The 14,928-nt window shown below is 66.8% G+C and carries 14 protein-coding genes and 1 tRNA gene; 8 read left to right on the forward strand and 7 right to left on the reverse strand.

Annotation, left to right across the window (positions count from 1 at the left end; genetic code table 11):
- Positions 1-88: 88 nt before the first annotated feature.
- Positions 89-163 (reverse strand) — tRNA-Val (locus LPC10_RS02030).
- Positions 164-387: 224 nt separating this feature from the next.
- Here LPC10_RS02030 and LPC10_RS02035 point away from each other — a divergent pair.
- From LPC10_RS02035 to LPC10_RS02045, 3 genes are all read left to right on the forward strand, one after another.
- Positions 388-1,035 (forward strand): TetR/AcrR family transcriptional regulator, encoded by a 648-nt coding sequence (locus tag LPC10_RS02035; RefSeq protein WP_231345245.1) that lies wholly within the window; start codon positions 388-390, stop codon positions 1,033-1,035.
- Positions 1,036-1,068: 33 nt separating this feature from the next.
- Positions 1,069-2,088 (forward strand): ketol-acid reductoisomerase, encoded by a 1,020-nt coding sequence (gene ilvC / locus LPC10_RS02040; protein ID WP_133089719.1) that lies wholly within the window; start codon positions 1,069-1,071, stop codon positions 2,086-2,088.
- A gap of 166 nt (positions 2,089-2,254) precedes the next feature.
- A complete protein-coding gene (locus LPC10_RS02045) occupies positions 2,255-2,908 on the forward strand; it encodes a pyridoxamine 5'-phosphate oxidase family protein (RefSeq protein WP_012452299.1) in 654 nt (217 codons plus the stop codon).
- Positions 2,909-3,130: 222 nt separating this feature from the next.
- Here LPC10_RS02045 and ccrA read toward each other — a convergent pair whose 3' ends face one another.
- Positions 3,131-4,429 carry a crotonyl-CoA carboxylase/reductase gene (gene ccrA / locus LPC10_RS02050; protein WP_231345246.1) on the reverse strand — a complete coding sequence of 433 codons (1,299 nt, stop codon included), beginning with the start codon at positions 4,427-4,429 and terminating at the stop codon, positions 3,131-3,133.
- A 180-nt stretch (positions 4,430-4,609) separates the two neighbouring features.
- The gene (locus LPC10_RS02055) at positions 4,610-6,082 is read right to left on the reverse strand and encodes a catalase (RefSeq protein WP_231345247.1); all 1,473 of its coding nucleotides are present in this window, start codon (positions 6,080-6,082) and stop codon (positions 4,610-4,612) included.
- 368 nt (positions 6,083-6,450) lie between these two features.
- Between LPC10_RS02055 and LPC10_RS02060 the strand changes: the two genes are divergently transcribed.
- The gene (locus LPC10_RS02060) at positions 6,451-8,517 is read left to right on the forward strand and encodes a protein meaA (RefSeq protein WP_231345248.1); all 2,067 of its coding nucleotides are present in this window, start codon (positions 6,451-6,453) and stop codon (positions 8,515-8,517) included.
- A 135-nt stretch (positions 8,518-8,652) separates the two neighbouring features.
- Here the strand turns inward: LPC10_RS02060 and LPC10_RS02065 are convergent, their stop codons facing one another.
- Positions 8,653-9,399, reverse strand: a complete 747-nt coding sequence (locus LPC10_RS02065; protein ID WP_231345249.1) for a glucose 1-dehydrogenase — start codon at positions 9,397-9,399, stop codon at positions 8,653-8,655.
- Between the two features lie 108 nt (positions 9,400-9,507).
- On the opposite strand from LPC10_RS02065, the gene LPC10_RS02070 reads away from it, so the two are divergent.
- Positions 9,508-9,882, forward strand: a complete 375-nt coding sequence (locus LPC10_RS02070) for a helix-turn-helix transcriptional regulator (protein ID WP_231345250.1) — start codon at positions 9,508-9,510, stop codon at positions 9,880-9,882.
- A 198-nt stretch (positions 9,883-10,080) separates the two neighbouring features.
- Positions 10,081-11,142, forward strand: a complete 1,062-nt coding sequence (gene trpS / locus LPC10_RS02075; protein ID WP_166058226.1) for a tryptophan--tRNA ligase — start codon at positions 10,081-10,083, stop codon at positions 11,140-11,142.
- 12 nt (positions 11,143-11,154) lie between these two features.
- Here the strand turns inward: trpS and LPC10_RS02080 are convergent, their stop codons facing one another.
- Positions 11,155-11,328, reverse strand: coding sequence for a hypothetical protein (locus LPC10_RS02080; RefSeq protein WP_162940415.1), 174 nt, complete (start codon positions 11,326-11,328; stop codon positions 11,155-11,157).
- Between the two features lie 159 nt (positions 11,329-11,487).
- Between LPC10_RS02080 and leuD the strand changes: the two genes are divergently transcribed.
- On the forward strand, positions 11,488-12,093 hold the full coding sequence (gene leuD / locus LPC10_RS02085) for a 3-isopropylmalate dehydratase small subunit (protein ID WP_108938454.1): 606 nt from the start codon (positions 11,488-11,490) through the stop codon (positions 12,091-12,093).
- On the opposite strand, the gene LPC10_RS02090 is transcribed toward leuD, so the two are convergent.
- Together LPC10_RS02090 and meaB are read right to left on the reverse strand one after the other, a co-directional pair.
- A complete protein-coding gene (locus LPC10_RS02090; RefSeq protein WP_231345251.1) occupies positions 12,057-12,722 on the reverse strand; it encodes a peptidase C15 in 666 nt (221 codons plus the stop codon). The two genes, leuD and LPC10_RS02090, sit on opposite strands and share 37 nt — an antisense overlap.
- Positions 12,719-13,708, reverse strand: coding sequence for a methylmalonyl Co-A mutase-associated GTPase MeaB (meaB, locus tag LPC10_RS02095; RefSeq protein ID WP_231345252.1), 990 nt, complete (start codon positions 13,706-13,708; stop codon positions 12,719-12,721). The genes LPC10_RS02090 and meaB overlap by 4 nt, the downstream gene beginning before the upstream one ends.
- Positions 13,709-13,854: 146 nt before the next feature.
- On the opposite strand from meaB, the gene LPC10_RS02100 reads away from it, so the two are divergent.
- On the forward strand, positions 13,855-14,886 hold the full coding sequence (locus LPC10_RS02100; RefSeq protein WP_231345253.1) for an alpha/beta hydrolase: 1,032 nt from the start codon (positions 13,855-13,857) through the stop codon (positions 14,884-14,886).
- The last annotated feature ends 42 nt before the right edge of the window (positions 14,887-14,928 follow it).

Raw genomic sequence — 14,928 nt, forward strand, 5'->3', positions numbered from 1 at the left:
ACCGAACATGCTGATGCGCCAGCGTCAAATGCGTTCGGTGTCCCAGAACGCGATTTGAACGAGAATTCGAATTTCGTTGAAGTGGGCGTGGTGGGCGCGACAGGGATCGAACCTGTGACCCTTCGCGTGTGAAGCGAATGCTCTCCCGCTGAGCTACGCACCCAAGCCCCACTATGCCGCCTGCGGAGGACGGCACGGGCGTCGCCGTGGCGACGGAGGGCCGTATACGCCGAGGTTCGGCGCTCGGCAAGCGACTTCCGCACCGCCACGACAGAATCATGACGGCGAAAACGACCACAACCGATCGTGCGCTCGCGGCTTGCCGCTCCCAACCGAGTCGTCTAGGAGAGCGTACCGTACGGTACGGTACTGTTCGTTAGCCGGGACATGCAGGCAAGCGCCATCACCTTGGAAGAGCCTCCAACCGAGCGGCCCTCCCCGCGTCAGCAGGCCGTGCTGGACGCCGCACTGGCACTGATGGTCGATGGGCGCGATCCGCTCACCATGGATGCGGTGGCGCGCCGGGCAAGCTGCTCGAAGGAGACGCTCTACAAGTGGTTCGGCGACCGCGACGGCCTGCTCACGGCGACGGTGCGCTGGCAAGCCTCGCGGGTCCATGCGGGCCGCTACGAGGTCAGCGGGCTCGACGCCGATACCCTGCGGGACAACCTCCTCGACTTCGCCGAGAGCTGGCTCGCGGTGATCAGCAGCCGCACGTCGGTGGCGCTCAACCGCATCGCCATTGCCGAGGCCGGTTCGGCCAAGAGCAATCTCGGCGGCATCGTGCTGGCGAACGGGCGCTTCGCCATCGGCGAACGGGTGAAGCCGGTGCTGGAAGCCGGCCGCGCGGCGGGCCTTCTCGCCTTCGATGACAGCGAGGCGGCGTTCCGGACCTTCTTCGGTCTGGTTGGCCGCGATATCCAGATCAGACTTCTTCTCGGCGACGCGCTCGATCTTGACGCCGCCGGGATCCGGAGCGACGCGGCCCGAGCCGTCGAGCAGTTCCTGGCCCTCTACGGCCAGGCGAAACCCTGAACCGAAACGACTGATACGAAAGAGGACACAACCATGCGCGTCTATTACGATCGCGACGCCGACCTGAACCTGATCAAGGGCAAGAAGGTCGTCATCGTCGGCTACGGCTCCCAGGGCCATGCCCACGCGCTCAACCTGCGCGATTCGGGCGTGAAGGACATCGTCATCGCGCTCCGCGAAGGCTCGGCCACCGCCAAGAAGGCGGAGCACGAAGGCTTCAAGGTGATGAACGTCGCCGACGCCGCCAAGTGGGGCGACGTGGTGATGATGCTCACCCCCGACGAGCTGCAGGGTGACATCTACAAGGAGTCGCTCGAGGGCAACATGAAGCAGGGCGCCGCCCTCCTGTTCGCCCACGGCCTCAACGTGCACTTCAACCTGATCGAGCCGCGCAAGGACCTTGACGTGCTGATGGTCGCCCCGAAGGGCCCCGGCCACACCGTGCGCGGCGAGTACCTCAAGGGCGGCGGCGTGCCGACCCTGATCGCCATCGCCCAGGACGCCTCGGGCAACGCCCACGACCTCGGCCTCTCCTATGCTTCGGCCAATGGCGGCGGCCGCGCCGGCATCATCGAGACGACCTTCAAGGAAGAGTGCGAGACCGATCTGTTCGGTGAGCAGGCCGTGCTCTGCGGCGGCCTCGTCGAGCTGATCAAGGCCGGCTTCGAGACCCTGGTCGAGGCGGGCTACGCCCCCGAGATGGCCTATTTCGAGTGCCTGCACGAGGTGAAGCTGATCGTCGACCTCATCTACGAGGGCGGCATCGCCAACATGAACTACTCGATCTCGAACACCGCCGAGTACGGCGAGTACGTCACCGGCCCGCGCATCGTGACGCCGGAGACCAAGGCCGAGATGAAGCGCGTCCTCAACGACATCCAGTCGGGCATCTTCACCCGCAACTGGATGCTGGAGAACAAGGTCGGCCAGACCTCGTTCAAGGCCACCCGCGCCAAGCTCGCCGCTCACCCGATCGAGGAAGTCGGCGCCAAGCTGCGCGGCATGATGCCGTGGATCTCCGAGAAGGCCCTGGTCGACAAGTCCAAGAACTAATTTGAAAATCGGGAGGCCGTGCTTTGCTCGGCCTCCGCTGTGTCGAAGAAGGGTCGGTTCGCGCGAGCGTGACCGGCCTTTTTTCGTGGGCCGTTTGCGGCCTCTCATCTTTGCCTTAAACGCTCCCCGAGGAGGCCCGAGGCAACGGGCCCCGGAGGAGACGCTTATGGCATCGCTCTACTCGGAGGCGCACCGCGCCCTCCAAGAGGAATTCGGCACGACCAAGCTCGCGGTCCGCCTCGACGAGGACTGGGTGCACGAGACGGTCCAGCCGGAGGAAGCCGCCTTCATCGGCTCGCGCGACATGTTCTTCCTGTCTACCGTCGATCCCGACGGCATGCCGACCGTCTCCTACAAAGGCGGCCCGACCGGGTTCGTGAAAGTGGTCGACGGCTCGACGCTGGTGTTTCCCGGCTTCGACGGCAATGGGATGTTCTACTCGGTGGGCAACATCGCGGGGCAGGCCAAAGTCGGCCTTCTGTTCATCGACTTCGAGACGCCGCACCGCATCCGGGTGCAGGGCCACGCCTCGCTTCTGCGCGACGACCCGCTGATGGCCGAGTACACGGAGGCGAAGTACCTCGTGAAGGTCGATGTGACCAAGATTTGGGTCAACTGCCCGCGCTACATTCACAAGTACAAGAAGCTCGAGCAGAACAAGTACGTCCCCCGCCCGAACCGCGAGACGCCGCTGGCCGCCTGGAAGCGACTCGACCTCGCCGGCGACGTGATCAGCGACGAGGACAAGGCGCGGGTGGCCAAGGAAGGCCGCCTCGAAGTGTCCGAGTACGAGGCGCTCGTCGCCCGCGGCGAGGCCTGAGGCCGAACGGAAAGGTTTGCCGGTCGCGCGGCCTGTCGGCTCAGCGCGTCGGGTCGTGCATTGCACACGCGACCTCGCGGACCGCGACGGGGCTCCTTTCGGCACGACGTTCTTCAGGCCAGCCTTGGCCGATTGACCGCGTTGACCGACGGAGTCTTCCAACGAAAGAAGCCCGCGCATTCCGAGGAATGCGCGGGCTCTCTCACTTCAAATCGAGCGGGCTCACATCGCCTTGAGCGGCCCAGCCTCGATCACGTCCTCGACCGTGCGCAGGCCGGCGCGGGTGGAGTTCACGAGCACGGCCATGTTGCCCGGCGGGTGCTGGTTCTTCCACATCTTGGTGTGGGCGGCCGGGATCTTGTCCCAGGGGAACACCTCGCTCATGCAGGGATCGACCCGCCGGTCCATGACGAACTGGTTGGCGGCCGAGGCCTGCTTGAGGTGGGCGAAGTGCGAGCCCTGGATGCGCTTCTGGCGCATCCAGACGTAGCGGGCATCGAAGGTGATGTTGAAGCCGGTCGTGCCGGCGCAGAACACCACCATACCGCCGCGCTTCACCACCAGCGACGAGACCGGGAAGGTCGCCTCGCCCGGATGCTCGAACACGATGTCGACGTCGTTGCCCTTGCCGGTGATGTCCCAGATCGCCTTGCCGAACCGCCGAGCTTCCTTGAGCCAGGTGTTGTACTCAGGGCTGTTCACCTTCGGGAGCTGGCCCCAGCAATCGAAGTCCTTGCGGTTGATGACGCCCTTGGCGCCGAGGCTCATCACGTAGTCGCGCTTCGACTCGTCCGAGATGACCGCGATGGCATTGGCGCCCGAGGCCGCGCAGAGCTGCACGCCGAACACGCCGAGGCCGCCCGAGGCGCCCCAGATCAGCACGTTCTGGCCCGGACGCACGGTGTGCGGCGCATGACCGAACAGCATGCGGTAAGCGGTGGCGAGGGTGAGCGTGTAGCAGGCCGCCTCTTCCCAGGTCAGGTGCTTCGGCCGGACCATGAGCTGGCGTGACTGCACCCGGCAGAACTGGGCGAAGGATCCGTCCCCGGTCTCGTAACCCCAGATGCGCTGGGTCGGCGAGAACATCGGATCGCCGCCGTTGCACTCCTCGTCGTCGCCGTCATCCTGATTGCAGTGGACGATGACCTCGTCGCCGACCTTCCAGCGCTTCACCTTGGCGCCGACCTTCCAGACGATGCCCGAGGCGTCCGAACCGGCGATGTGGTACTCGCCCTTGTGCACGTCGAAGGGCGAGATCGGCTCACCGAGGCCGGCCCAGACGCCGTTGTAATTGACGCCCGCGGCCATGACGTAGACGAGCACCTCGTCATCGCCGATGTCCCACACGGGAAGCACTTCGAGCTGGTGCGACTGTTCCGGCGGCCCATGGCGCTCACGACGGATCGCCCAAGCGTACATCTTGGCAGGCACGTGTCCGAGCGGGGGAATTTCGCCGAGCTCGTAAAGGTCCTTGGCTTCCGCCGTCTGCCCAGTCCAGGCCGGCGCTGCGCTTGCAGCCATCGTGACACTCCCTGTTTATCCTGGTGCGCGCGTGACGAACGGCGCGACCTTGGCCGACGCTATAAGCACGATGTTTCAAGCCTTCCAAGTGGCCTAAAAGACGAGGCTTGTTCGCATCCGCACAAAAAAGAGGCACCGACCGAAGTCGATGCCTCTGTATTCAAAATTAACTTGAATTCGCTACTCGGCGGCAACGCGCGTGGTGTCGATCCCAAGCCCCTGAGCGACGCCGCGACCGAAATCCTCGTGCACCTTGAACCAGTGCGCGATCATCCGATCCTGAATGTTGCGTGGGCTGTCACCCATGGAGGTGACGATGTTCTCGACCAACCGCTTGCGACCGCCCTCGTCGAGAACCTTGGTCCAGAACAGACGAGGCTGGCCATAGAGGTCCTCGTCGTCGCCCGGCCAACCGTAGCGGCCGGCATCGCCGCGGATGCGCAGGGGCGGTTCGGCGAACGACGGATCCTGCTTCGGGCCGCCGAAGGAGTTCGGCTCGTAATCGACCTGGGCACCGTGGTTGCCGTCGGTGCGCATGGCGCCGTCGCGGTGATAGGTCTGCACCGCGGCGTTCTTCGGCTGGTTCACCGGGATCTGCTGGTAGTTCACGCCGAGCCGGTAGCGGTGGGCGTCGGCGTAGGAGAGCACCCGATTCTGCAGCATCTTGTCCGGTGAGAAGCCGATGCCGGGCACCACGTTCGAGGGCTCGAAAGCCGATTGCTCGATTTCGGCGAAGTAATTGTCGGGATTGCGGTTCAACTCCATCTCGCCGATCTCGATCAGTGGATAGTCGCCGTGCGGCCAGACCTTGGTGAGGTCGAAGGGATGGATGCGGTAGGTGTCGGCCTCCAGTTCCGGCATAATCTGCACCGAGACCTTCCATTTCGGAAAGTCGCCCTGCTCGATCGCGTTCGACAGGTCGGCGGATGAATAATCCGGGTCCTTGCCCGCAACCTCGTCGGCCTCGTCGGCCGAAAAATTCTGGATGCCCTGCTGGGTGTGGAAGTGGAACTTCACCCAGTAGCGCTCACCGCGGTCGTTCCAGAGCGAGAAGGTGTGCGAGCCGTAGCCGTTCATGAAGCGGGCCGACTTCGGCGTGCCGCGATCCGAGTACAGAAACATCACCTGATGGATCGCCTCCGGAGAAAGGCTCCAGAAATCCCAGCGCCTCCAGTGCGGCTTCAGGTGCGTGCGCGGATCGCGCTTCTGCGTGCGGATGAAATCGGAGAACTTGATCGCGTCGCGCACGAAGAAGATCGGCGTGTTGTTGCCGACGAGATCCCAGTTGCCCTCCTCGGTGTAGAACTTGAGGGCGAAGCCGCGCGGGTCGCGGGCGGTGTCGGCCGAGCCGGATTCACCGCCGACCGTGGAGAAACGCGCCACCATCGGCACCTCCCGGCCGACCTCGGTCAGCACCTTGGCGCGGGTGAACTCCGACAGCGACTTCGTGAGGCGGAACGTGCCGTAGGCACCGTAGCCCTTGGCGTGGACGACCCGCTCCGGGATCCGCTCCCGGTTGAAGTGAGCCATCTTCTCGATGAGGTGGTAGTCCTGCATCAGAACCGGTCCGCGCGGGCCGGCGGTGAGCGAGTTCTGGTTGTCGGAAACCGGGTTTCCGAACGCCGTCGTGAGGCGTGGGCTCTGGTCTGTCATCGCGTGCTTCTCCTTGCCGATGCCTCTGCGGGCGAGCGTCGCAACCAGCGGTCAGCCGTGCGAACGTTGCCGGCCCAACGCGCGAGGCCGAGCTTGGAGCCGTTCGGATCTGCGACGGAGCGATGCATCTGTCGCTTTGCTGACAAATAGGTCCCGTGGATTTGAGGGAAGCCGGAACGGATCGGTCTTGCCCGGTCCGACGCAGCCAAGACAAATCCGCTTCACCGCCGGATCAAGTTTTTCCAGGGCTTGAGGCCGGCACCCCCGACCTTTCTCCCAGATGACGAGCCGCGGCGGCTTCGCTACGGTGCCGGCCAACAGCCGCGCCTCGAGGCGCGCAATCGCATCGGATCAGGGAGTCGAGTGGGATGAGCGCGCAAGCGAGCGTCGCCGAGGTCAAGCGCGACAAGCCGTGGATCATCCGCACCTATGCGGGCCATTCCACGGCGGCGGAGTCGAACAAGCTCTATCGCGGCAACCTCGCCAAGGGCCAGACCGGCCTCTCTGTCGCCTTCGATTTGCCGACCCAGACCGGCTACGACCCGGACCACGAGCTCGCCCGCGGCGAGGTCGGGAAGGTCGGCGTCTCGATCGCGCATCTGGGCGACATGCGGACCCTGTTCGACCAGATCCCGCTGTCGCAGATGAACACCTCGATGACGATCAACGCCACGGCGCCGTGGCTGCTGTCGCTCTATCTCGCGGTGGCCGAGGAGCAGGGCGCGCCGATCGCCGCGCTTCAGGGCACGACGCAGAACGACATTATCAAGGAATATCTCTCGCGCGGCACCTACGTGTTCCCGCCCGCGCCTTCGCTTCGGCTCACCAAGGACGTGATCCTGTTCACGACCAAGAACGTGCCGAAGTGGAACCCGATGAACGTCTGCTCCTACCACCTGCAGGAGGCGGGGGCGACGCCGGTTCAGGAACTCTCCTACGCGCTGGCCATCGCCATCGCCGTGCTCGACACCGTGCGCGACGACCCCGACTTCGACGAGGCCAGCTTCTCGGACGTGTTCAGCCGCATCTCGTTCTTCGTGAATGCCGGGATGCGGTTCGTCACAGAGATCTGCAAGATGCGGGCGTTCGCCGAATTGTGGGACGAAATCGCCCAACAGCGCTACGGCATCACCGACGCCAAGAAGCGGATTTTCCGGTACGGCGTGCAGGTGAACTCCCTCGGGCTGACGGAGCAGCAGCCTGAGAACAACGTGCACCGCATCCTCATCGAGATGCTGGCGGTCACGCTCTCGAAGCGCGCCCGCGCCCGCGCGGTGCAGCTGCCGGCCTGGAACGAGGCGCTCGGCCTGCCGCGACCGTGGGATCAGCAATGGTCGATGCGGATGCAGCAGATCCTCGCTTTTGAAACCGACCTGCTGGAATACGACGACATCTTCGACGGCTCGACGGTGATCGAATCCCGCGTCGAGGCGCTGAAAGAGCAGACCCGCGCAGAGCTGAAGCGGATCGCCGAACTCGGCGGCGCGGTCACGGCGGTCGAGGCGGGCGAGCTGAAGCGGGCGCTGGTGGAATCGAACGCCAAGCGCATCGCCGCGATCGAGAAGGGCGAGCAGATCGTCGTCGGCGTCAACAAGTGGCAGCAGGGCGAGCCCTCGCCGCTCACTGCCGGCGACGGCGCGATCTTCACCGTCTCTGAGACGGTCGAGATGGAAGCCGAGGCGCGCATCCGCGAGTGGCGCTCCAAGCGCGACGACCGCGCAGTCCGTCAGGCGCTCGACGACCTGGAGCAGGCCGCGCGCTCGGGCACCAACATCATGCCGCCCTCCATCGCGGCGGCGAAGGCCGGTGTCACCACCGGCGAGTGGGGCCAGCGCCTGCGCGAGGTCTTCGGCGAGTACCGCGCGCCGACTGGCGTGACGCTGGAGACCGTCACCTCGGGCGCAGCGGAAGAGGCGCGCCTGCTCATCGCCGATCTCGGCGAGCGGCTTGGCGAGACGCCGAAGCTCGTCGTCGGCAAGCCGGGCCTCGACGGCCACTCCAACGGCGCCGAGCAGATCGCGCTCCGCGCCCGCGATGTCGGCTTCGACGTGACCTATGACGGCATCCGCCAAACGCCGACCGAGATCGTTGCCAAGGCGAAGGAGCGCGGGGCCCATGTCATCGGCCTCTCCGTGCTGTCCGGCAGCCATGTGCCGCTGGTGCGTGAGGTGAAGGCGAAGCTGCGCGAGGCCGGGCTCGACCACGTCCCGGTCGTCGTCGGCGGCATCATCTCCACCGAGGACGAGCTGGTGCTCAAGAATATGGGCGTCACCGCCGTCTATACGCCGAAGGACTACGAACTCGACAAGATCATGGTCGGGCTCGCCAAGGTCGTGGAGCGGGCGCTCGACAAGCGCGCCGCCGACCGGGCGGACACGGAAGCCGGCGTGCCGGGCGCGCCGAAGCGGAGCGAGGGCGGGGCTCAGGTCTTCTGAAGGCCTTCGCAACGCTGCGGACGAGGGGCACGCCCCCTCCTCCTCGATCCTCGCAGACGGGGAGAGGGGGCGTGCAATCCGGTCCACCGTGTCAGCGGCGACTTTGCTGTCGCAGCTGGCGAAGAGGGGGCACCCTCAGCGAACGCCGCCGCTGGCGTTGATGACCTCTCCGGTCACCCAACGGGCGTCGTCGGAGGCGAGGAAGGCCACGACCCGGGCGATGTCGTCCGGCTGCCCGACGCGGCCGAGCGGCGTCTGCGCGACCATGCCGGCCTCCATTTCGGAGCCGGCGATGCCGGCCGTGTGCGTGCCCTCGGTCACGACGTAGCCGGGACTGACCGTATTGACCCGGATCTTGCGCGGAGCAAGTTCGTTGGCGAGCACGCCCGAGATCCCGTTCAGCGCCGCCTTCGTGCCCGTATAGACCGCGCTCGTGGGCATGTTCACGTCGGTGACCACCGACGAGATGTTGATGATGCTGCCGCCCTCTCCGAGGTGCCGCGCGGCCGCCCGCGTCGCGAGCAGCACGCCCAGCACATTGATGTCGAACAGACGGCGGTAATGCTCCTCCGTCACCTCTTCGATCGCCGCGAATTCGTAGACGCCGGAATTGTTCACCAGCACGTCGAGCTGGCCGAATTGCTGCGCGGCGGCGTCGATCAGGCCCTGAGCCTGCTCAGCCTTGGAAACGTCGGCCTGAACCGCGACGGCTCTGCCTCCGGCCTCGGTGATGGCCGCGACCACGGCAACCGCACCGGCCTTGCTCGACGCGTAGTTGACGACGACGGCTGCACCGTCCTTCGCCAGCGCCTTGGCGATCGCCGCACCGATTCCCTTCGATGCGCCGGTCACCACCGCGACCTTGCCCTCAAGCTTCGACATCTGTGCTATCCCTTCGATATGGGACAGCTCCGACATGGAGGCCTCAGTCCCATAGTTCGGGAATTCGGAACTATGGGAGCGGGGTTCAAGCCCCCATATGGATGAATCATGAGGCCGCTGTTTCACCCTGCGATTGAGGACGTCCGACCGGAGGCGATCTTGCACGCCCTGTCCGATCCGCGGCGGGCGGCGATCTTCGCCCGGATCACGAAGGCGGGCTGTGTCGAGGCTTGCTCGGCTGTGTCGTCGGTGGGCGATCAGGTCATCCCGAAATCGTCGCTCTCAAGCCATTTCAAGGTTCTGCGCGAGGCTGGCTTGATTCGTTGTGAGCGGCACGGCGTCGAGATGCGCAACCACTCGCGCTGTGCCGAGGTGGACGCGCGCTTTCCCGGCCTGTTGTCGGCGATCATGAACGCCTACGCGGCGCGAACGGCCTGCGAAGACCGGCAGGACGAGGCGGTCGCTCGACCCGAGGCGAGATAAGATTCGGAGTGCAGGTCCGACGTGGTGGTCTCATACCCTCGCCGGGCGGGCCCGACACCGGAAATTCGGGTTCGGACAGGGCGGGAGGGTGCGGTTCATCCTGCTTGACCCGCCGCCGTCGGCGGTGCCAGTAACCGCCGCTTCAAGCGGGATGCGAGATCGCCTCGGCCCGGACCTTCTTTCCAGGGACCCGCGCCGATGGCCGCGTTCACCGAACTCGTGTTTTCCGGCGTCCAGCCGACCGGCAACCTGCACCTCGGCAACTATCTCGGCGCCATCAAGCGCTTCGTCGAGATGCAGCAGCGCGACGCGCAATGCCTCTACTGCGTGGTCGATCTCCACGCGATCACGATGTGGCAGGATCCGCAGGCGCTCAAAGGTCAGATCCGCGAAGTCACGGCCGCCTTCCTCGCCGCCGGCATCGACCCGAAGCGCTCCATCGTCTTCAACCAGTCCCAAGTTCCGCAGCACGCGGAGCTCGCCTGGATCTTCAACTGCGTCGCGCGCCTCGGCTGGCTCAACCGCATGACGCAGTTCAAGGACAAAGCCGGCAAGGATCGGGAGAACGCCTCGATCGGTCTCTACGATTACCCGGTGCTGATGGCCGCCGACATCCTGGCCTACCGGGCGACCCACGTGCCCGTCGGCGAGGATCAGAAGCAGCACCTCGAACTGACCCGCGACATCGCCCAGAAGTTCAACAACGACTTTGCGCAGTCGATCCTGGCCCACGGGCACGGCGAGCAGTTCTTCCCGCAGACCGAGCCGCTGATCGGCGGACCGGCGGCGCGGGTGATGTCGCTCCGCGACGGCACCAAGAAGATGTCGAAGTCGGACCCGTCCGAGTATTCGCGCATCGCCCTCACGGACGACGCCGATGCCATCGCGCAGAAGGTGCGCAAGGCCAAGACCGATCCGGAGCCCCTCCCCTCGGAGACCGCGGGCTTGGCCGGGCGTCCGGAGGCCGACAACCTCGTCGGCATCTTCGCGGCGCTTCGCGGCATCACCCGCGACGAGGTGCTGAAGGATTTCGGCGGCGCGCAATTCTCCAGCTTCAAGCCGGCGCTCGTCGATCTCGCCGTGGAGACGCTGGCTCCGATCGGTGCCGAGATGAAGCGGCTGGTGGCCGATCCGGCCTATATCGACTCCGTGCTCGCCGACGGTGCCGGTCGTGCGGAAGCGATCGCCGCTCCGACGCTCGACGCGGTCAAGGACATCGTCGGCTTCGTCCGGCGCGGGCCGGCCCTTAGGGCGGTGTGAGGGGTCGCGCCGTCAGCGGCGCGGCTCGTCCTTGCGCAGGTGGCGGCCATAGGCCTGTTCCTTATCCTCGCGCTCCTTGATCAGGTCGGCATAGGCCTGGCGCATCTCGGGCGAGACGGACACGCTCTTGCCCTTGGAGGGCTTGCGCTTGGGGGCCTTCTTGAAGGTGTCTGACGTGTCGGCCATCGTCCGCGTGCTCCCCCCTCGACTGTTCCTATCATAAGGCAAGTCCGGTGCCGGTCGTAAAGTGACCGTCTACCGGCCCGGCGATTCGACTGCTAGATACCGGCGGATCGAGGCCGGGAAATCTGTACCCGGCATCCGACGACGATTTCGAGAAGCATGATGGAAAAGTTCACGACCCTGGAGGGCGTCGCCGCGCCCATGCGGATCATCAACATCGACACCGACCGCATCATCCCCAAGCAGTATCTCAAGACGATCAAGCGCACCGGGCTCGGCCAGGGCCTGTTCTCGGAGATGCGCTACAACGACGACGGCTCGGAAAACCCGGATTTCGTTCTCAACCAGCCGGCCTACCGCAACGCCAAGATCCTCGTGGTCGGCGACAATTTCGGCTGCGGCTCGTCGCGCGAGCACGCGCCCTGGGCGCTGGCCGATTTCGGCATCCGCTGCGTGATCTCCACGAGCTTCGCCGACATCTTCTTCAACAACTGCGCCAAGAACGGCATCCTGGCCATCGTCGTCCCGCCGGAGGATCTGGAGAAGCTGTTCGAGGATGCCGAGCGCGGCTCCAACGCGACGCTGACGATCGATCTCGCGGCGCAGACCATCAAGGGTCCCGACGGCGGCACCCTGCATTTCGACATCGACGAGGGCCGCAAGCACAACCTGCTCAACGGTCTCGACGAGATCGGCCTAACGCTGGACCAGAAGGCTCCGGCGATCGACGCCTACGAGGCGAAGCTCGCCCAGCGCGAATGGGCCTGATTCAGGGCTGACGGGCGCGCCCTGCCTCGCACGGCGAGCACCCGCGCAGCCTCGGCAAACGCTGCGGCCCAACAGTCGAGCGCGGGCCGGCGGCGCCGTCCCCCGGCTTTCGGCCGGCGCGTGCGCGGCGGCATCGGGATGTGCAGGAAGACCGCCGGGCAGCCCTGCTCCAGCACCCGATAGTACGACGCGTTGCACAGGTAGCGCCCGGCATCGCGCGAGGTCGCAGCGTCGAGGCCGGCCCGCCGCAGCGCCACCCGCACCTGCGCCGCCGCGGGGCTGCGCCGCTGCGTCGGACCGCCGGGATCGAAGGCGAGCGTCCGGCCGACCGCGCCGCTCGCATCGGGAAACAGCCGGCTCACCCGGTTGACGCCCCGCGTCTCGACGCAGACGCGAGAGCGACTCGCGGCGACGCCGATCATCAGCACGGCCTCGGGCCGTCTCGCCAAGGCGGGGGCGAGCTCGCTGTCGAGGGCGCCGTAGCGGGTGTCGAGCACGAGGCAGTCCGGCGTAGCCCCGAGGATGCGACGCAGATGCGGCGAGGCCGCCAGCCGCCGCGCGAGGCGCCCGCTCGGATTGTCGGGCACCGTGGGAAACGGGCCGAATCCCGTGACGAGCAGGCGGCTCACAATCCGATCAAGGTTGCGATGGCGTCGGCGCCGGCGGCGGGCGAGTGCTCGCCGCCGGCCACCGCCCGCTCGGCCTCGGCGGTGGCTTGGCGTACCTCGGCGCTGCCGACCAGACGCTGGTGCAGCCGCTCGTGCACGAGGGCCCACATCCATTTCACATCCTGCTCGCGCCGCTTCTTCGCGATCTCGCCGGTCGCGGTCAGCTTGGCACGGTGATCCTCGATCCGGCTCCACAGGCCGTCGAGCCCCTTGCCGTGCAGGCCGGAGATCGTGACCACCGGCGGTGTCCAGGTGGCCGAGGGCGGCGTCAGAATGTGGAGCGCAGCGCGGTACTCAGAGGCCGCGGCGTTGGCCCGGCGTTCGCCCTCGCCGTCATCGGCCTTGTTGACGGCGATCATGTCAGCGAGTTCGAGGATGCCCTTCTTGATGCCCTGAAGCTCGTCGCCCGCCCCCGGCAGCATCAGCACGAGGAAGAAATCGGTGAGGTCGGCCACCGCCGTCTCCGACTGGCCGACGCCGACGGTCTCGACCAGGATCACGTCGAAGCCCGCCGCCTCGCACAGCAGCATGGTCTCGCGGGTCTTCGCCGCCACGCCGCCGAGCGTGCCCGAAGAAGGCGAGGGCCGGATGAAGGCGTTGCGATCGATGGCGAGCCGCGCCATCCGGGTCTTGTCGCCGAGGATCGAGCCGCCGGTGCGCGTCGAGGAGGGATCGACCGCCAGCACCGCCACCTTGTGCCCGGCGCCCGTCAGCAGCGCGCCGAGGGCGTCGATCGTGGTCGATTTCCCGACGCCCGGCACGCCGGTGATGCCGACCCGGATCGCGCGGCCCGTCTGCGGCAGCACCGCGTCGATGAGGTCGCGCGCCGCCGCCCGGTGATCGGCCCGGCGCGACTCGGCGAGCGTGATGGCGCGGGCCAAAGCCGCCCGGTCGCCGGCCAGAAGACGCTCGCGGATTGTGTCCATGTCGGGAAGGGTCGCGCTCATGGCTCCTTCATGCCGGGGCGTCGCGCGGGCGTCGAGTGCCCAAAATCCCAATCGTGCCCCGCCACGGCCAAGATCCTGCGCGAAGGAGGAGCGCCCAGCACCGGCCTGCTACCGGAACGGGATTTTTCGGGGACCTGAGACCGGTCATGCAGCCCTCCGACGCGACACGCCGCTCCCTCCTGCGCCTGATGGGTCTGGCCGGCGTGGCCGGCCTCTCCCCCGCCTTGTCGGCCTGCGTGATGGACGGGCTCGCCACCGGCACGGTCGGCGAGACGCAGTCCGCGCTCGACGTGAGCCCGGTGCTCCTCGTCGCCACCACCCGTCGTCCGGTCTCCGGCAGCCCGCCAAAGGCCCCGTTCTTCGGCTCCGAGCGCGGGCGGGGCCTCAGCTTTGCCGAGGCGCGCATGTCGGCGCCGGATCGCTCGCTGATCGGCAAGGTCTCGGCGGTGGTGGGCGGTGATTGGGGGGTCCGATCCGTCGGCGAAGTTACGACGGGCCCCGGCGCGGCGGCCGCCTTCGCCCAATCCACCTTCGGCCGCGATGTGCTGATCTACGTCCACGGCTACCGCGAGAGCTTCGAATCCGCCGCGATCAGCGCCGCGCGTCTCTCCGACGGGATCCGCTTCAACGGCGCCTCGGCCCTGTTCACCTGGCCCTCGGCGGCGGCGACCTTCGATTACGGCTACGACCGCGAGAGCGCGCTGTGGTCCCGCGACGCTTTCGAGGACCTTCTGAAGACGGTCGCGACGACGCCGAGCGGCGGGCGCATCCACATCGTCGCCCACTCGATGGGGACGCTCCTCACGTTGGAGACCCTGCGCATGTTGCGGGTCGAAGCCGGCGAGGTGGCGGTCGCCCGCATCGGCGCGGTGGTGCTTGCCGCCCCCGACATCGACATCGACCTCTTCGCCAACGGCGTCGAGCGCCTGGGGCCGGACGCCAAGCGCATCACCGTGATCTCGGCCACCAACGACCGGGCCCTCGAACTGTCGGGCGCCATCGCCGGCGGCGTCGTCCGCGCAGGCGCCGCCGACCGAGAGCGGCTGGAGTCACTGGGCGTACGCGTGGCCGACGCCTCCGATTACGGCGGCGGCCTCTTCAATCACGACCTGTTCCTGTCGAACCGCGAGGTGCAGGCCGTCGTGAAACGGGCCATCGCCCGCGGCAGCGGCGCGTAATCTCGTAAGACCCATCGACGAATCCCGTCCCGACGTCCTACA

Origin of the sequence: Methylorubrum sp. B1-46 (assembly GCF_021117295.1) — a bacterium.
Taxonomy (GTDB): domain Bacteria; phylum Pseudomonadota; class Alphaproteobacteria; order Rhizobiales; family Beijerinckiaceae; genus Methylobacterium.